This window comes from Enterobacter adelaidei (genome assembly GCF_041937165.1).
Taxonomy (GTDB): Bacteria; Pseudomonadota; Gammaproteobacteria; order Enterobacterales; family Enterobacteriaceae; genus Enterobacter; species Enterobacter adelaidei.
In genome coordinates, this window is sequence record NZ_CP154353.1 from 3,666,868 (window position 1) to 3,685,747 (window position 18,880).

At 38.6% G+C, this 18,880-nt stretch carries 17 protein-coding genes and 2 pseudogenes; 12 read left to right on the top strand and 7 right to left on the bottom strand.

What is annotated here, in order from left to right; genetic code table 11:
• Positions 1–93: 93 nt before the first annotated feature.
• Positions 94–406 (top strand): annotated as a pseudogene (locus AAHF05_RS17835) (hypothetical protein); the annotation flags it as partial.
• Between the two features lie 30 nt (positions 407–436).
• On the opposite strand, the gene AAHF05_RS17840 reads toward AAHF05_RS17835, so the two are convergent.
• From AAHF05_RS17840 to AAHF05_RS17855, 4 genes are all read right to left on the bottom strand, one after another.
• Entirely contained in the window at positions 437–796 is a 360-nt protein-coding gene (locus tag AAHF05_RS17840) for a hypothetical protein (RefSeq protein WP_374936393.1), read from the bottom strand.
• Positions 797–2,114: 1,318 nt separating this feature from the next.
• Positions 2,115–4,241, bottom strand: coding sequence for an ATP-binding cassette domain-containing protein (locus tag AAHF05_RS17845; RefSeq protein WP_374936394.1), 2,127 nt, complete (start codon positions 4,239–4,241; stop codon positions 2,115–2,117).
• Positions 4,234–5,334, bottom strand: a complete 1,101-nt coding sequence (locus AAHF05_RS17850) for a ThiF family adenylyltransferase (protein WP_374936395.1) — start codon at positions 5,332–5,334, stop codon at positions 4,234–4,236. The genes AAHF05_RS17845 and AAHF05_RS17850 overlap by 8 nt, the downstream gene beginning before the upstream one ends.
• Positions 5,309–6,433 (bottom strand): ThiF family adenylyltransferase, encoded by a 1,125-nt coding sequence (locus tag AAHF05_RS17855; protein ID WP_374936396.1) that lies wholly within the window; start codon positions 6,431–6,433, stop codon positions 5,309–5,311. The genes AAHF05_RS17850 and AAHF05_RS17855 overlap by 26 nt, the downstream gene beginning before the upstream one ends.
• A gap of 539 nt (positions 6,434–6,972) precedes the next feature.
• On the opposite strand from AAHF05_RS17855, the pseudogene AAHF05_RS17860 reads away from it, so the two are divergent.
• The 10 genes and pseudogenes from AAHF05_RS17860 to AAHF05_RS17905 form a co-directional block, all read left to right on the top strand.
• A pseudogene (locus AAHF05_RS17860) lies at positions 6,973–7,170 on the top strand (IS630 family transposase); the annotation flags it as partial.
• 165 nt (positions 7,171–7,335) lie between these two features.
• Positions 7,336–8,475, top strand: a complete 1,140-nt coding sequence (locus AAHF05_RS17865; RefSeq protein WP_007777519.1) for a DNA cytosine methyltransferase — start codon at positions 7,336–7,338, stop codon at positions 8,473–8,475.
• On the top strand, positions 8,468–9,460 hold the full coding sequence (locus AAHF05_RS17870) for a DUF4928 family protein (protein ID WP_374936397.1): 993 nt from the start codon (positions 8,468–8,470) through the stop codon (positions 9,458–9,460). Before AAHF05_RS17865 ends, AAHF05_RS17870 begins: the two co-directional genes overlap by 8 nt.
• Positions 9,461–10,001: 541 nt before the next feature.
• Entirely contained in the window at positions 10,002–10,442 is a 441-nt protein-coding gene (locus tag AAHF05_RS17875; RefSeq protein ID WP_374936398.1) for a hypothetical protein, read from the top strand.
• A gap of 14 nt (positions 10,443–10,456) precedes the next feature.
• Positions 10,457–11,410, top strand: a complete 954-nt coding sequence (locus AAHF05_RS17880) for an ankyrin repeat domain-containing protein (RefSeq protein ID WP_082237738.1) — start codon at positions 10,457–10,459, stop codon at positions 11,408–11,410.
• Positions 11,411–11,607: 197 nt separating this feature from the next.
• Positions 11,608–12,015 carry an ATP-binding protein gene (locus AAHF05_RS17885; protein ID WP_082237736.1) on the top strand — a complete coding sequence of 136 codons (408 nt, stop codon included), beginning with the start codon at positions 11,608–11,610 and terminating at the stop codon, positions 12,013–12,015.
• Positions 12,012–13,217: a relaxase/mobilization nuclease domain-containing protein gene (locus tag AAHF05_RS17890; protein ID WP_374936399.1), complete on the top strand. Its 1,206-nt coding sequence runs from the start codon at positions 12,012–12,014 to the stop codon at positions 13,215–13,217. The genes AAHF05_RS17885 and AAHF05_RS17890 overlap by 4 nt, the downstream gene beginning before the upstream one ends.
• A 188-nt stretch (positions 13,218–13,405) precedes the next feature.
• Entirely contained in the window at positions 13,406–13,678 is a 273-nt protein-coding gene (locus tag AAHF05_RS17895; protein WP_072010564.1) for a hypothetical protein, read from the top strand.
• 49 nt (positions 13,679–13,727) lie between these two features.
• Positions 13,728–14,114 (top strand): hypothetical protein, encoded by a 387-nt coding sequence (locus AAHF05_RS17900; protein WP_374936400.1) that lies wholly within the window; start codon positions 13,728–13,730, stop codon positions 14,112–14,114.
• Positions 14,115–14,140: 26 nt separating this feature from the next.
• Positions 14,141–14,461 (top strand): cell wall-binding protein, encoded by a 321-nt coding sequence (locus tag AAHF05_RS17905; RefSeq protein WP_374936401.1) that lies wholly within the window; start codon positions 14,141–14,143, stop codon positions 14,459–14,461.
• Positions 14,462–14,598: 137 nt separating this feature from the next.
• Here AAHF05_RS17905 and AAHF05_RS17910 read toward each other — a convergent pair whose 3' ends face one another.
• On the bottom strand, positions 14,599–15,024 hold the full coding sequence (locus tag AAHF05_RS17910) for a hypothetical protein (protein ID WP_053071088.1): 426 nt from the start codon (positions 15,022–15,024) through the stop codon (positions 14,599–14,601).
• Positions 15,025–16,062: 1,038 nt separating this feature from the next.
• On the opposite strand from AAHF05_RS17910, the gene AAHF05_RS17915 reads away from it, so the two are divergent.
• Entirely contained in the window at positions 16,063–16,629 is a 567-nt protein-coding gene (locus tag AAHF05_RS17915) for a LysR family transcriptional regulator (protein ID WP_374936402.1), read from the top strand.
• Positions 16,630–16,717: 88 nt separating this feature from the next.
• Here AAHF05_RS17915 and AAHF05_RS17920 read toward each other — a convergent pair whose 3' ends face one another.
• Entirely contained in the window at positions 16,718–17,293 is a 576-nt protein-coding gene (locus AAHF05_RS17920; RefSeq protein WP_374936403.1) for a hypothetical protein, read from the bottom strand.
• Positions 17,290–18,759, bottom strand: coding sequence for a tyrosine-type recombinase/integrase (locus tag AAHF05_RS17925; RefSeq protein WP_374936404.1), 1,470 nt, complete (start codon positions 18,757–18,759; stop codon positions 17,290–17,292). The genes AAHF05_RS17920 and AAHF05_RS17925 overlap by 4 nt, the downstream gene beginning before the upstream one ends.
• Positions 18,760–18,880: the final 121 nt, after the last annotated feature.

An 18,880-nucleotide genomic window follows, 5' to 3' on the forward strand; every position in this document is an offset into this window, starting at 1 on the left:
ATGACTAAGAGAAGCTCCGCTTCTCTTGTCCCTTGCTTTTTTCACCGTTCTGTTGAAAAAATCAAAATCTAACCACGAAGATTGACCTACACTGAGCTTCTTAATGCTAATCGTGGAAACAAAAGCAAGGCGAATGGCTTCGATTAACCTCTTTGATAGGCTTCCTCCTGTCGTTCCTGCTATCAATGTTGAAGCTTGGAAATCACAGTCTAACATATCCCAAAAGCTGAACCGCCTTATAAGCCATCTTGATGCAAAAAGTAGCGATAGTGAGTTAACTAAAACAGAGATCTTCGCAGTCAAGAAACAGATCAAAGAGCTTCGCTCGTGCCAGACAGCCTCTATGAGTAGGTATTCCTATGAAGTGAATGCAACGGCCCCTCACCCCTCTAAAAAATGGTCATGAGAGCATGATTGTCAGGATTGCAATTAACCATCAAATTCTTTTTATGTTTTTAGCTTTATCTGAACTTTCTAATATGATTGAAGAAATTATTTTTTCTTCTTTTTTTGCAATTAGAGATTGGATATTAATAGTACCATAATCTAAATTATCTCCCCACCAGTACATAAATTCTTTTATTACGGGAGTCATATTGTCTATAACCTCTTGAGATCCTTCGTTATAAATAAAAGATAGTATTTTTAAATTTTCAACATCAATCTCTTGCACAATTATCCGAAACATATCATCAGTTGGATATAAATTCGTTTCATTTAATGATATATTTAATTTTTCAAGCATCTCATTCATAAGCAAGTCTACTTCATTGAAGGCCGTATTATATTCAGTCATTATTTAACCTCTTATTTTAAATTTATACAACATTACCATTAATCACTTTGAGAAAGAATGTCAAGTGTTTTTGTGAAATAAATAACATTTATTATAAAAAAATTGCTTGAGTGAATAATTTTTTAATTATAAGCACACATACTGTGTCATCTATTCAACCGAAGCGGAAATCTATAGCATCTTCTGTGCTGCAAGAGAAGCTTTAAAATAAATGCAAGTTAAGCTGTATATCTTTATATAAAATATCAGGCACTGCGATTTTTTATTATTATAACGAAATGAAGCAAGGGCTAACTCTGCGAAGCCGCTGCGCTTGCTTCTCCGGTTTCCCCTTGCTTTTCTTCCCTTCGGTTAGAAAAGAAAAACCTGGTCTTTCTCTTTCAATGTCTGCAACATTTACGACAACAGATTAGACAATCGCAGCTATATATTTTATATGGAAAACTATTACTTAAATTGCAGCTCTCATTTTTATCAATCATTTTGCATAAGATAAATTTAAGTTTATATACCATGGCATCCCGTTAGTTTTTACACGTAGGTAAACTAATATTCAAAATCGAACTTTGAATTGTACATTCTTTTAATTTAACCCTATCCATCCGGTTAGAGGTAAAGAGAGGTTCATTTCAAGATATCATTGAACACAGTTCCAGATTAATATTATCAAAGAATTGAACAAGATAATTATTATTGCAATCCGTTAATAAGTCCACTTCAATTTTCCGTTCTTCTTACAGCGTTCTGAACAGTTAAACATATGATAGCTATGTCCAGTACATTCGTTTAAAACCTTCGGTAATCTTATCCAATACGGACTTGTCTGGTTTGATAATTACCAGAATCACACTATGCTCTTCAGTCTAATTTGTCAGTGATAAGGAAAGCCGGCCCATCGAACTTGCGTCATTTCCTAAATTTAGTGATTATAAATGTGGTTATCTTTGGTCATGTTGTGAAGATGTAGACTGGAATTATCATGACGAACTGCAGCCTACATAAGCCGAAAGTACGGCTTTGATCGAATCATTAACTCTTTTATCACCTCAGGAACTGTGCAGACGTTCCAGTTCAATTTTATAACGTTCAGTAAAAATTTAAAAAGGTGACCGCCCATGATCTCAATTGCAGACAATCAACCGTCTTTGATGATCATGGGTATATAAGTTTAACAAGATGTCTTCATATCATGTGATTAAAATATATAACAATACTAATTTAAAAATCGATTCTTAACTCTTCCAAAATATTACCCCTTATATTTCATTAAATTAATATCATAACTGCACATACTAATTAGATAGTGTGTTAATTATATTCATCTAACTGATTCAATGATATTTTGTTCTATAACTCTCCCACCTTCCTTTCCTGACAAAGGACCAATTAGTACTTTAAAGTCGGCATAGTCATCTGCCTCAGGCCTATGCTCTATAATGACAATTGCATTGAATAATTTAGATTTTTGATATATAAAATTCAGCACCTTCGAAGCCGTCTCAGAATCAAGTCCAGCGACAGGTTCATCAATAAACAATATTTTGTTTGTTTTTCTGGACTTAGATAGAATTTCACATAATTTTATTCTACGCATTTCACCACCTGACAGGGACTGCGTTTTTCTATTAAGTTTCAAATGTGATATTCCAAGATAATGGATAGTTTCAAGAATAGTATTAATCTTAGTGTTATTAAAAAAAGAGCTTAACTCTTTCAACTCAGTATCATATACATCTATTATATTCATACCATTAATCTGAGACTTTACTTCATCTATATTGTGGTCAAACAGCTTACCCTCACATTTATGACATGATATGTAGATATCCTTTTCAAAACCCCTTTCATATTTTATCACGCCCTTACCTTCACAAACTTTACATCCACCAAGTTTGTTTGGAAGAAAATACTCTATATCTAATTTTGTTGTATCGGAGAAAAATTCTGCAATTAATTTATTCAAATCCGTGATAGTTGCGACAGTAGAACGTCCTGTATATGATGATAATTTTTGGCTTATATAAATCGAATCGGTAAGGCTACAAATAGCTTTAGCTAAAGATGATTTCCCCGATCCGGAGATTCCAGAAAAAACAGTAACACACTCTTTAGGGATACGTATATTTTGATTAATGACGTTATTTTTATTAAGCCCTTCAAAATAATAGTAATCAGATATATTATTTTTGGGATTGAGGTTCCTTAGTGGCTGAATTTTTTCTTTTTCACAAATTTCCCCACCAGAAGAACCAGCGTATTTACCAACATGGATTTGCTGATCAGCAAGATCTATGAAATACTGCGAGTGCTCTACTAAAATAACTGTGTTTTTTTCTGATAATTTTTTTAACTTTTGAAAGATATCTTCAAAATCGACAGGGTTAATTTGGGATGATATTTCATCGATAACAATCAGAATACCTGTTGTATTAGATGTTAAAAGCCTGCTGAAAATAAGTTTTTGTATTTCCCCCCCAGAAAGACTGGGAATTGAACGAGACAAATTTAAATATCCCAATCCCATATTATTTATTGCGGACAACACTCTAATTAATACTGAGTCACCTAAAGTTTTTTTCAGGGTATTACATAATTCAGATATAGGAGATAGTAAAAAATCATCAAATGTAAATCCTAAAACATCAAGTTGGGCTGTTTCTTGGTTAATTCTGCTTCCATTACAAAATGAGCAATTTACTTCCTTTTTATACTTTGAATTGTTTTGGCTCCGTCCTATATTCGAATTAGCAAAAGACATTACGCCTTTATAAAACGCTCTTCTTTGCTTCGTTTTTCCTTTGTGTTTAAATCTAAAAGATAATTTCTCAGCGCTTTCTCCATATAATATTAGGTTTTTCTTTTCAAGTGATAGTGAATCAAAAGTATCATCTACTTTTATATTATTTTTATCACAATAGACCATAAGTAATTGGTGATAATAATCAGATAACTCACCAGTCCGCCAACATAAAAATGGTTTTTGATCTAGTCTACATTTTTCATTAATTAATTCAGATTCATCCACACTAACTATCTCGCCAAGGCCTAAGCAGTGAGGACATTCATTTTTATAATTGTTTATTTTTAATTTATCAAAATTAGGTACTGCTACGTTTCTTTTGATTTTTAAAGATGACAAAGCTTGAGCTATATTCAGATATGAATATATAGTTGAACGAGGGTTGTTATTTGTGTTTCTTTGTGGTATTGCAACAGCGGGAATTAACCCACTGAAATTTACAACTTTATAATCACTTTCATTCAAATAACCGTTTTCTACAGCATCAAACTCATCTTTGCATAATTGATAAATTGATGAAAATGCTAAAGAACTTTTTCCTGCGCCCGAACGGCCATAAATAGCGGTTATTGTATTAAATGGTATAGTAACATCTAAATTTTTTAAATTATGGGTGGCTATTCCCTCAAAAATAATCTTATTCATACTTTCCTCTACACCAATCACATTCAGGATCACGTGGAACATCTTGGACGTTAAAAGATAAACTTCTAAGACTAAATTCGACCCTTTTATTTTCTTGTTGCAAGTGCTCTACTTTCCCGGCAAGTAATTTTATAGCGTCCAAGCTTGCAAGGCTTGCAGCCAGACCTGATAGTGGTGAAAATGAACCTAATTTTCGTTTTACCCGGTGCAATTTCTTCACATTGACAAGGTCTTTGCTATTTATTTTTCCCAAAAATAGGTTAAAACAATTAAAACATGCTGACTTAAATGGAATAATTGTCTGACCGATAAGGGTTTGATGAAGATTATATCCCCCGCCAACTATATGTGGGATATTATGAGTCATACTAAAGAGGGCGATTATTTTACTGGTGTAATCCACATTAGGTTCATCAGCGCAGTTTATTATCAAATCTATATCAGAGGGTAGAATATTTCTTTTAAAAAAATCATCATCGATAATGTCATTGATAATGTCAATATTAATATCTGGAGATATCTTTTTCAAAGAGTTGAGTAACGCCATATTTTTATCAGAGTTAATTGCATCTTCAAAATAAAACTGACGATGTAAATTACTTATATCTACATTATCGTGATCCACAAAAATTATCGAACCAACATTGCAATGAGCAAGATACGTTGCCACATTACTACCGACTGCTCCAATACCTACAATCATTACTTTTGATTTTTTAAGATTAATTATACATTCTAAAACCTCACTGGTGGTATGACAGTAGTCTTCAAATGTATTGATCATTCTATATTGTTCAGTGACAAGCTCTGCAGGGTATTGGCAATCTTGAACGATAATTATATTGTTTTCATTCAAAAACAAAGCTAATTTTTCAAGTTGTTGAATATCGATTCCTGAATAATTTGCTACAATTTCTTGAAGAGAAGTTTGCCCATCAAACATCTTTAAGAGTTCAACTATATTTGGAAAGCTGATTTTTATTTTTATACTTTCTCTAATATTTGATTTAAAAAACTCTACAGTATCATCATTTACGACGATACCAATACTTTGTCGCAGTCTAAAATTATTCATTACAAATTTTGCATCCACTTTGTTTTACCAATTCAAAATTAGTCATTTTGCCTTCGTTTGGAAGGTATTCATACCGACTATTTACATATGAAAACGCTGAATCATCCAACAGGAAGTGAATTAATTTCATGCAACTTAGGTTAGCTGAAAAACCATTCATCATTGCTAATCCACCAGGCCCTCCGGGAATATAATTATCATAGACAGATTTTGAAAGATCCAGTTGAGGATTATTGACTATGCTATATACAGGCTTCCATCCTTTTAATGCCTTTGAAAATGTATTTTGGGCACAATCTATACAGGGTGTATGTGGAGGGAATATTAATTCTCCTGAACTCATTAAGTGGGCGTCAAATCCACCTGATACATACAGCGGAATAGCTCTTGCTTGTGCATATCGACCAAGTTTTAAAGAAGTATGACCTATATAAGGCTCATCACAAGTATTAATAATCAGATCTGTATCATCAGGAATGATAGAGGATAGATTAGTAGTAGGTATAAGTTTTTCAAAATGTTTTGTTATAATTACTCTACTATCGATCCAACTCAAAAATTCTGACAGGACATCAACCTTTGGTTTTCCGATTTTCTTATAGTTATAATAACAATGCCTTGCTGCATTTGACTTTGTAAGGGACTTATAATCAACCAAAACTATATTTTTAACACCAGCGCGGACAAGTATTTCTATAATTTTTGCTCCAACAGCTCCACACCCAAATAAAACAACCTTTTTGCTCTCCAAAATATGCTGAGTGTCTACACCAGGTCGTTCAAGGACAAAATCGTCCCAAAATGTAATTTGTCGTGAAAAACGAGGTTCAATATCGCAAATGTTATTTACATCATAAATAAAATGATGATTTAGTAAAAAAGCAATTAATTTATCGACATCTTTTGAGCGTAGGGACCCCATCTCAGTAACTATATCATTTATAGTTTTTATACCATCAAGGCTGGCAATAAATCGAGCGACATTTTTATTGGTTTTTATTTCTAATCTATCACGCGTTGTCATCACATGGAATGTGAGTTTAACATTATCAGTATTATCTTCACTCGATATAAAAATATCTACAGTTTCTTTTATTTTGTATTTTTTGGAGTCCATTGTATATTCCTAATAAAATCGCCCATCAAGGGCGATTTTGAATTTAGATTAATATTGGAGAACGCCGGCGTTAACCTCCAAGTATTTTTCCCAAGCATCTAAATTCGACGCTGAGTTTTGCTCGTCGTTACCAGCTCGTGTGCATACACGAGTACAACAGTCGCTACGCTCTCCAGAGCAACCCCCCGTATAGTTGGCGGTAGCATTGGTATTGCTGATGACTTCAAATGTTAAATCTAAACACTGCATATCAGGTCCTTTGCAAGTCAATTAATTAGCAAGCTAAGTATTCTCTTTGATATAGCTTAATTTTAAGAAAAAACTTACCCGTCATAATGATTAAATCACAAAACTTCTGTTCATGGGAATGGTAATTTTTTGTGCGAATTCAATGCCAAATCTCATCACCAGATCGTCCTAAAGAGATGCTCGGAATAGCAAAACAGTTTGAGGGAACTCAGCACGCACTGAGCGAAGCAGATCGTAGCACTACTTCTCCGTAGCGAACGATGCCCGATACATAAAACGCTTCATAACCCCATGACAAGACCCACACCCGCAGATTGATCACCATGCTGATGTAGCATCGTGGTGACCGTGGCAGAGACACTGCCAAAACGCCCTGCTACGCCCGTACATCCACTGGGCGTTGGATAAACTGGTTTACAGTTTCGGGGATTGAAGACCAGAAATCGTTGCCTAGCGGACACTCTCGTCGCTGGCCGTTAGAGCAAATTCGTTCAACAATATTGGCTTACATAAATGCCAACTCGCATAGTCATACCATGAAGTTTAATGGCTATCTTGCAGATGCTAAATAATCAAGGTGGGGTTCCACTGAGAGTATGTACCTAGCTGAGTATTTTGTGGGATGATAGGCACATGAAAACGGGAGACTTTGAGTGAATATTATACCGATTCGGGGCGATGCCGAATGGACCGCTTTGGAATTCTTTGCTGGTATCGGCCTGGCGAGAGCTGGGATGGAGCAGGCGGGAATCAAGACTGTTTGGTCTAATGACTATGACCTGAACAAAAAATCGATGTATGAAGGCCATTGGAAAACTCACAAGCTTTTTCTGGCAGACATTCATACCCTGAATAGCGAAGACCTTCCAACTGCAGATGTTGCCTGGGCCTCTTCTCCCTGCACTGATCTTAGTCTGGCGGGTAAGCGTGTCGGCCTGCGGGGAGGCCGGGAATCGTCCGCCTTCTTCGGTTTTACTGATTTGCTTGCAGGGATGAATGAACGCAAGCCTGAAGTGATCGTCCTCGAAAATGTCACAGGCCTTGCCTCCTCCCATAACAGAGAAGATTTGAGAGCTGCGGTTAAAGAATTTAATGAGTTAGGTTATGCAGTTGACGCAATCACTCTGGACGCCCGACGTTTTGTGCCACAGTCCCGACCAAGGTTATTCCTGATAGGAGCAAAAAATCCTATTGATGGAGGCGAACAGGATTCGTGCCTGAGGCCAGACTGGCTTTCCTGGCTGCATAAAGACGCTGAAGTACGCACCTTCATGATGCCTTTACCTAAAGCACCTGAGCTACTAAGCCAAGGGTTCACTCTTGAGATTGAGGCTATCCCAGACAGCGACCCTCGGTGGTGGAATGCTGATAAAGTTTCTCTTTTTAAAGAGTCCATGGCATCGGTACAGCGTGAAAGGTTAGAACATTTTGTCAATCTAGACTGTACAACTGCCCGCACAGCCTATCGTAGAACTCGTAATGGCATTCCCGTATGGGAAATGAGAGCAGAAGACATTTCAGGATGTTTACGCACAGCACGTGGCGGTTCCTCCAAACAGGCGGTGGTGATCATGGGTAGGGGCGCACTCAAAATCAGGTGGATGACCGGACTTGAGTATGCACGTCTGATGGGGGCTGGCTGGTACACGCTGGAAAATTTGCGCGACTCACAAATTCAATATGGTTTTGGGGATGCCGTCGCTGTTCCTGTTGTTGGCTGGGTCGCCCGGCACATGATCCTCCCTCACCTTGAGGCCGCAAAAAAAGCGCAGGGAATAAAAGTGAATGAATAAGTTGAATTACTCCGAAGCGTACCTTGCAGCGGCGAAAGCCTGGTACGAAGGTGAACGAGCCAAGAGTGGCGCGATAAATACCAATGTAATGAATGCAGGACTGATCGTCTCACGTATGATGGCTGATGGTATGCCTATCACTGACGAACGTCTGTACAGCGAAGGAAAAAGCCAAGTACGAGGGCTCAGTGGTGCCACCATATCAAAGATTCTGGAACAACATGGCGAAACCCGCGTTTTTACCCGTGAAGGTGGGCGTACGTCCAGAGGGACTATTTTCCTTGCTGCTGCATTTCGGGATGTACTCAACAATACTCAAGTAAATGGAAATGAGCCTGTCGACACAAAACTAGTTTCCAACCAGCTCGAAGCTTTCTTCACTCAATGCGTGCGTCTGGACTATTTTGACAAACAGAGAATAACAGTTGACCTAGATTACAACAAGCCAGTTGCATCTGTGGTAAGCGATATTCTTAAAGCGTCGGCGGAACGTTCAGACAAACCCACAGGGGTTGTGCTACAGCATCTTATTGGAGCCAAACTCCAATTGCGCTTTCCCAATGTTAAAATCGGCAGTGACAGAGCCAATTCAGCTGACTTACACACTGACCGTGAGGGTGATTTTCAGGTGGGTACTACTGCATTCCACGTGACCACCGCACCTATGGAGAAATTGATTTCGCGCTGTGTCGAAAACAAACGCGCAGGCTACAGGCCGGTCATCCTAACTCTTGAAAGCAAAGTCATTGCAGCACGCCAGATGGCTGATAACGTTGGTATGTCTGAACAGATAGCCGTCCAGGCAGCCGAAACTTTCATCGGTAACAATATTGAAGAGATTGCTATCTATGACGGCGATAAAATCCGTGAGGGTCTCGCAAGACTGATACGTACGTACAACGTCCGTATCAATACTATCGAGATAGATAAATCCCTTATGATTGATGAGCCTCGTTGGATTGTTAACTTACTGACCGACTCCTGAAATACATAGAGATCAGCCAGCTTAACGAGTCGCTTTTTTCCACCATACCTAAGCCCCAGAACTAAAGCACTACGGCTTGGTTGGGCTGGCGTAAGTCTGCACACTGGGCCTTTTGCATTATGATTTTCTCAGAATATATAACCAATACGTCGGAAAAGGTTTAAAGCGAATGATTCGTTTTGACGGGATACTTACGATTATCATAGCACCATCACATATTGTGTCTCAAACACAAAGTTGCAAATTAAACCTGGAGTAAAAGATATAATATCCCCCCACTACAATAATATTCACCTCAAACATAAAATCTTCAATGGAACATATTTCCTCTTAAGCATTGGGGAACAAAAGTCCGCCAATCAACCACGAAATAAAAACAGCACTTTTTGCAAAATATAAATTTATTTATATAAAACATCGCATTAAATTAATTTCTTCAAAAGAAAACGCTTGCTTATTTTTTATTATTAAAAATAAATTTGATTTTTATTTATTTAATAACATATATTCATTTCATCAAAAATAATAAAGGAGAATAAAAATGAAAAAACAAAATCACTCAACCATGACAAGTTACCTCTCTAAAACAAAAAAGAATACAGATCTCTACCGTTTGTATAATCCACACTTCTCAGTAATCTGTAAAAATAGTACTGAAGATCATGATTTTTATCTTAATTATTTTTCCAGACATATGGTGACGGAAAGAAACATTCTGACCATATTTGCTATCCATACCTTTTTCTCTTATGGCATGGACAAAAAAGAGACCATAAAAGCCTTTACTCGTTTCCTTAAAGAGGAGAATAACGACGTTTTTTATCAGTCATTTTCTTTTCGTGGCTGCAATATCATTTACACAAACAAAAAAGGAGAAGTGAAAGAGATCTCATGGTTTTCCTTTTCACGGATCTATGACGAGATCGTTAAGATAAAAGAATATGAATACAACAATGACACCTGGCACAAAATGGCCGCTTAAAAAGGAGAACACCCATGAGTAACTATACAGAAGATAATTTATTTGACAGTAAATCTAAAAAAGACGTCCAGAATTGCATTGCTGCAGGCATTGACATTAACACACTAAATGAACACGGTGAAAACGCACTTTTCGGTTGCGACAGTATCGGAGCTTTAAAAGCCATGATTGAAGCAGGCATAGCGCTGAACCATACAGATTGTTATGGTAATAATGCCCTGTTTAGCAGAAAAAGCCCACGGGCACTAGGGCTGTTGATAAAATCAGGTATTAACGTTCACCACAAAAATAATAAAGGCCAGTCCTGTCTTCACTGGCAGCACTACGACATAGATTGTGCGGAACTCCTCATTAACGCGGGCGTTGATATCCACAGCACAGATAACGAAGGACAAACGCTTCTTTACAACCTCCACGATCATGACGTCTTTGATTACTGGGTAAATAAAGGGTGTGACATAAACCACAGAGATTATAATGGCAAAGCGGTGCTGGATCTTCCGACTGACGACGAGTGGTGGATATATGATTTCAGTATTAATGCCCTCAAACGCCATGTTGATAGAATAGACAGCACACCAGTTTTATTTAAACATATTTCAACTGAGGCGTTGCCTCTGATTGCTTTGCTTCATGAAAAAGGGCGTAATATCCTTATCGCTGAACACTGTACCTTCGCATTATATGTCAAAAACATGAAGTCCTTCTTTACCTCACTGAAAAAATATACCGATATCAGTCATGTTCAGTTTTATAATTGTTATCATGACGGACATATTGGTGTCTATACTGGTATTGAGACAGTAAAATGGTTTATTCGAAATGGTATCAGAGTGGACGACGATATACTGAGACAGCGTGCTGACTCTGATAAAATTTTTGACTATATAACCGGAAGAGAGAAAAAAGATTTTCTCAAAATCATGAAACCAGAAATCACCCATGCGCCGAAGAGAAAAAGAATGTGATAATTTAGCCCTTTATTCAGCCTGAGTAGGTTTCATTTCATGATAACTGACCTGATAAACCCTGATAAGTAAGCCATTCAGCCGATGGCTTACTCATTTTATTTTCTCTGATCAGATGCATTATATTTCACATGACGTATTGACTTATTTATATCATCCGTTATCTGTAGTAATAAATACACAATACAAGGATGACTATGAATAATGATATAAACAATCATAATGACATAACAAGGTTATCAAGGCGTGGGAAATTCCATACTGACAAACTTCCCCCTGATGAAATACGAAGCCACTGCGTCAGTGTCAGATTAAATGAAGAAGAATTAATTATTCTCGACAGTAAAAGAGGCCAGTATAAAAAAGGGGAATGGCTAAGAATGGCTTCCCTGAACAAACTCCCACCGGTTCTGCCCGAAATAAATCGCGAAGCATGGATTACACTCGGCAGCCTTTCTCAGGATTTAAATTACCTGCTGAATCATCTCGACAAGAAAAGCCCTGACAGCGAACTAACCCGTACAGAACTCTTTGCCCTGCGCAGACAAATCAAAACTCTCAGGGATCACCTTATTCCTTCAACATTTCTGGAGCCAGACCGATGAAAGGCATGCAGAAAATAAAAAGGGGTAAACAGTTTGCGGGCGTGGTGCTTTACAGCCTTAAATCTGGTTCACACCACAAAATTACGCCTTACGTCATCGGTGGTAATATGACCGGAAGTTCGGTGGCTGAGCTTATCGGTGAGTTTGAAAGTTCTAAACAATTGCGTCCCGATGTCGCCAAACCCGTCTGGCATAATTCACTTCGCCTGCCAAAGGGAGAAGCACTGTCAGCCAGACAGTGGGCGGCATTTGCCGACGATTATATGACCCGGATGGGGTTCACTGAAACGCACCTTCGCTGTTATATCCTTCACGACGATGCCGACGGGCAGCATATCCATATCATTGCAAGTCGCATTAACATGGTCGGTGGAAAGCTGTACCTGGGGAAAAATGAAAATCTCATCAGCACCCGCATTATCAGCGAACTGGAGCGAATACACGGACTCACTGAAACAACACCTGCAACCAGTAGTCGCCCTCAGGCTAAAAGAAAACCCTCACGCAATGAGCTGATGATGGCAGAACGAACAGCAGTTCCCTGCCCTAAGTCTCAGTTGCAGACCCTGATTGATAATGTCTTAACGCATCGTCCCGATTTACTGACTTTTATCGACATGCTGGAACAGAAAGGTGTGACCTGTAAACCTAATATCGCGTCGACCGGAAAAATGAATGGATTTTCATTTCAGTACCAGGGCATTGCCTTTAAAGCGTCTCAGCTTGGAAAAAAGTATGGCTGGTCTTCTCTGCAAACACAGATTGATTTTACACCAGAGCACCTGGCTTTACTGAAAAAAGAGCAACAGCAGACTGTGCCAGTACCAGTACCAATGCCAATGCCATCATGCGAGCCTGAAGAACAGGCTGCAAACCGGGAAACGATTCTGGAGAAAATCCTTCAGCTTGAAAAAAAAATTCGTCTGGAAAGACAACAGGAAACAGTGGGTGTCATTCAACTCAGGAGCAAACTGCACAATACAGCTCGTCAGATACCCCGCCAGCGTCGTCTGCATTCGTGGCTTGTATTGCTCGGCCATATTGTGGCACTTCTCAGGCGCAGTGGCATATCTCTGTTACATGCCACTGCACATCCTTTCCACCAAATCCTGCACCTGCATCTTCTGACACCCTGTCATTCCATGACAACAAATCCCATTAAAGAACAATTAGTTAAAAATAACCCCCACGCTGCACCATAAGTTAACTAGTCCATAGTTTAGTGATAGTCAATAAAATATTGATCGTTTATATAGATCGATAATCTAGTTATAATAGCCATAGACTATCAACTAAGATCCATCGATCGGTACAAGCAATTTTACTAAAGCGGATCATTCATCGAAAATGTTCAAAAATACATCACCTTAAATCAGGCCACGGAGTCATGATGGATAATAAAACGATTAGCTGCCCCTTCTGCTTTACACAAAGCCCGCACGGCGTGCGGATTTGCAAAGGTTGCCATGCAAAAGTGGCCTATGGTGAAAGTCCGCTCAGTGTGGCATTCCTGTTTCAATTCGTGGCATTCGGTCTCGCCTGGTTAGTATTTTCATTGACCGGCAGCACTCCTGTCTCAGTCATTACATTTTTTGCCAGCGTCATTATTCTTATCTGCATAATTAAAAAGAAATATGCAGACAGAGTTGTTTTTATACGGTGATATTAATTTCACATCACCGCAAACATAAAAAATTAATATGGGAGAACTTATGAACAGATTCATGATTGCTGTGTTTTTTATTTCTGCTTTCCTTATTTCTGGCTGTTCAACATCAGGCAACCAGCATCTAAAAAAAGAAACATCACAAAGTCTGCAGTCGAAAATCATCAAAAATAAAACAACGAAATCAGAAATCATTACCGCATTAGGTGAGCCGGAAACTAAAACTACACTTGATAGTGGCAATGAAGAATGGACTTATTCCATGGATAACAATCAATTTGATGCCACCACATTTATTCCCGTGATTGGACTGCTGACAGGGGGTTCACAGACGCAGGCCAAAACGCTGGAAATCGAATTTAAAGGCGAAACGGTCAGCAAGTGGACGTTCTCTGAAAATAACAGCAGAATGAACACGGGTCTTATTCAGTAATTCATCCTACAGCCAGGAATCAATTTATGAAAACCTCTGCCGTTATCACACTCGTTACCGCTGTCTTTTTGCTGAGCGGCTGTAACAGTGAGCCCTCTGAACAGGATCTTTATAATGCCATGAATAAGGTCGTGGAGCAGACGAATGCCATCGTTAAATCCATAGCAGGTAAAGATGTCCCGAAAGACGCCCTGCGGAAATTAAAATCTGTCAAAAAGCATGACTGCGTAGAAGTATCGGATAAAAGCTATAAATGTAATGTGACGGTTGTTGTTGATAACGAAAAGCGTAGTGCTGCTGTAATCCTTGTCAAAATGGATGATGGCTGGCAGGTCGTTGATAAGTAAACCTACCGTAAAGCCATCACGACAGGCGGGACACCGAATGGGTGGCCCTGCCTTTTTTATTGCATCTGGTGTCCTGCCGGATACGCCAGCTCCATTTATCTCCAGTATCCCATACCCTATCCACGCCGCTGTCGCTGTCACAGTCTTTTTCTGATCACTGAGCCAGGAGGAGTATAAGCCAGAGAGCCTGTAATGCGTTTCTTTTCATACTGTGCCAGCAAATCAGCATAAATATGCTCTGCTTCATCCAGATTGCCTGAAATATAATTCACGAGTGAATTCAGGCAATGCAGCAACGTGTCGCTATTTGCAAGCTTCCTGAGCAGCGTTGTGTTCAGGGTCGAAACGACTCCTGTAAACATCTGCATAATATTATCAACGTGATAACAAGAGTTGCGGTACTGCGCCCGTGAATAAAAATACTTTAGATGATACCCAGCGAAGAGAACATAAAGTTTTTTATAAAAGGTATTGTTATTAACGCTGTTGTGATGATGGGTTATAAATTTATCAACAACATGTATAAATTTTTCTTCCTGAGATAAAACACTAATAGCACTCATGATTTCCTCCATTTTTTGTTTTTATAATTAAGTACTATCATCTTAAAAATTAAAATCAATAGTAAAATGGAATATTTTATTATTTATATATGTTTTTCTTCTTCTATAAATAAAAAACAGCTTTTACTGTGGAAATGTTTTGTCTTACCGATTGCATTACTGTTTCATATTTCAATTATCTGAGTTATTTCCCTATTGCAGATAAGAAACCACAGGAATATTTTTGAGAGCGTGCTACGCACTGGCTTACGCCCTTACTACCGATAAATGTTAATTATTTTTACCGAACAATTGAAAAACCGTAATTTTGTTTCCCTGGCAGCGCCGCTGAGTGCCCGCAGCACTCACTCGCTGAAGCAGAAAGGATTTTTCCGAAGGGTCCCGGCGTGAGCCGTAGTCAGAAAACGGGTAAATCATGTATCTGTGTTCGCTTTCCCGATCAACTCAGACTCCTGTTTTTTTTGCGCGAAGCGTATTTGTGCTGACAGCTAAACCCATTTGTATGAACTTCTGCGCGAAGCGTATTTGTAATGACAGTTAACCTCAGGTCTATGAACTCGTACGCGAAGCGTATTTATACTAATAGAAAACACTGTAGTAATGTTCTGAAGCCCAAGGGCGCAACACACAGTTGCGCAGGCTTCATTTAATAAAATGATATTATGTAAGAAAAACAATAATAAAAGTGTTTTCATCAAGTACACAAAGGCCTTGAGTATCGATCTAATGCAAAACTGTGGTTTCTTATTTCTTTATCACTCTTTTATCTTGCAGAATAAAATTGGAAATTAATCAATAAAATCAAACAATTAGATAAGCCTTGCCGTTATTAATTTCAGAACCAAAAATCATTAATTAAATAACAGGTGATGGTGAAATTTAGCACCCCTTGTTTTAAATTTGATAACCCATCATCTCCCACCTAATAACTACCGAAAAAAACTCAAAGTAAATATAATTAAAATAATTCTACCAAGCCAATTGACAAATAAATTAAATATGCCATATCTATAATCAAAACAATAAAAAGGAGCCATCATGTCAATCACAAGCGTCGTATTAACTAAAGAACAAAAGTCCATTATTGCAGAAGCATTAGAGGTTATGCCCGAAGATCTGGAAGAAATAAAGATTAAAGCAAACAGCTATAAAAAAACGTCTTTCAGGGACGATTTCTCAATGATCTTTAAAGGTAATATGGCCGCACTCGCCAGAATGGATTTGACTCCCACAGCATTTAGAATTGTGCTTTATCTCTTCTCAGCCATTGATTATGGAAATATTATTCCTGATTTTTCACAATCACGTACTGCCAAAGAGCTTGGACTGAATAAATCAAATGTTTCACGTGCATTCAAAGAGTTATTTGGGAGAAAAATACTTATTCGTGACACCATAGATAATCAGGTATACCTGAATTCTAATTTGTGCGTTAAAGGGATTCCTCGTCGCTTCAATGAAGATCTGATGGATAAATTCAAAAAATCCAGACTGGAGACAGAAGACTTTGCCAATTCGTTTAATTTCTATCGAGCAGGGAGTAAAACAAAGCCGATTAAAAACTCCAGAAGAAGATATCCTCCAGACGGAATTCCATTTGATTGAAATAATAAACGATGCTGTTGAAAATTTTTACTTCCGCAGATAATGACTTCCCAATACAAATTCAATTTTATATTGGGAATAAAACTAATCATAAGATATCATTAAGTATATGACGTTCTTGTTCAACTTCACATGATTTAATCATCCCACTTAGTACTCTAACAAAAACGTCATTCCATTTCTGACGCTCTCTCGAAGTATGCCAGTTCTCAAACAACACTTTTTCAAGAGAGATCCAAATAACTTCTGCGCGAGAGGTATTTAATAGCTCCTTGAATACTTCGTCAGGTACAGTAAGAGCATGAGAATAGATTTTATTATCAATAGTCCAGAAAGGCTCAGGCTTGGTAAAATCAGTCAAAGAAGCAAAAGCCAGCCCACGGATCTGTGCTGCTTCCATTGTGCTGTTCACTTTATGATGATCCCGCCATGTTCTTAAATCACCTAAAAGATAATTTACTCGTTGATTCCTTGCCTTGCTGTCTTCTACCTGGTATTGAATATAAGCAGGGCCATTACCAGTCTGGCGATAACGAGCCAATGTTTTGACACTTACACCAAGATAAAGGGCCGAAACTTCAGCACTCAGGGTTGCATCATCTGGCATACTACCAAATAGCCGCCATACTTCGGCGTATTCCCTTAAAGTATCAATAGTACTCATTCCTTGTTCTCCTGATTTTCTGGCAATGGTGGGTACTTCGCCGAAGCCAAAAGTGTATTATACAATTCTGGTGACGTCATCAGCATATGAAGCTCAATCAGTTGAAGAGCCTCAAATACCCGCTCTTTATCAGGCTCAGCATATCTTTCAGTAGGGTCTGTGGTATTACGGTGGTTAAGCAATCTTTTCACCACTGCATACGAAGTAAGCCCTTCTGCAACTCGACCAAAGGTTCTTCGTAGATCGTGCATTCCCAGCTTCATTATTCCAGCTTCCTGGCAGATATACTCGCGCAAGCTTTTACTGTCAGAATAATGTCCAACCTTGCTTCGTGATGAACGAGCCGGAAAAACCCATTTGCGTTTATCTGCCCGTATTTCGGTATCGTTGACGATATCTCGTCGGTCTTCCAGAATTCGCTTTGTAGCATCACAGATTGGAAGCTCATGGTCGTTACGATTTTTCGTGTCGTAAAAACGAATAACCCGGTTTTCGAGATCGACATAGCTTGTCGTTCTGACTTCGTCTTCTGTCAGGGCCTCTCGCCAGCACAGTGTTGCTGTCTCTTCTTTCCTGGCTCCTGTCAAAATGGTCAGCAACAGATAATCACAACCCAAACGATTAAAACCTCGCTTATTGTGTAATGCAGCTAGAAACCGTCCCAAAGTATCTTTGGGGGACAATGGATTTCGTACACCCTTGGCACGATAGCTATCTTCCAGCTCAGATCGTGTTCTGAACTTCTTCTGTACCTTTAAAATTGAAAAAGGATTATAGGACAACGAAGGTTGTCGTTGCTGGGTCTGAGCATTCCCAGCTTCAATCTCGATTGCGTGTTTTACAGCAACATTGGCCCACCTAAAAGTCTGTTCTGCTGCTGTTCTGGCTCTTGAAGCAATCTCGTCAAACTTCCGAAGGATTTCATTACCAGTAAGATCCTTGATTCGAAGATTTTGCCATTCTTTCAACCGACTCTCAGCTTTGTCTAACACATTGAGAGTGTTTGGTTTAGCAGGTTTGGTTCTGCCAAGTAAGTGACTCCGGTATTGGGCAAAAGCTTCACTCACAGTCAATTCAGCCAGATCGAGTTCCCTTTTAATCTTGTTGGGATTTCTCTTTGTTGCAATCATTGTCTGAACCAACTGCCGAGCTGCCTCACGGGCTTGATCGATACTTGGAAAATCAGAAACATTTCCAACCTTTACTTTCAAGACAGAGCTTGGCTTCTTACCCTCACTGACATTACGATCTGACGAGGCTACTCTTCTCTGGATTACATAGGTTTTTTTCGTCAAACTGACCTTCACACCGAAGCCAACAGGCGAATCTCGATGATCGTCAAAAACTATGTAAGGTTTTTGGTCAGAGTTAGCTTCGAAAACGACTTTTCCAGAGCTACTGAGTTCAGGCTTAACATTGATACTTAACTTGTTGATAATAAAAGCCTGATTGAGAGTTGTTTTCAAAGTATCACCACCATTTGTAGCCCAAAGAAGGAGTACAACTAATCTATCACGCCTTGGGCTACAAATGAGCTACAAATTTATGGGTTTATGTGGGTTTAAAGGGGTTTTACTTGGGGCCACA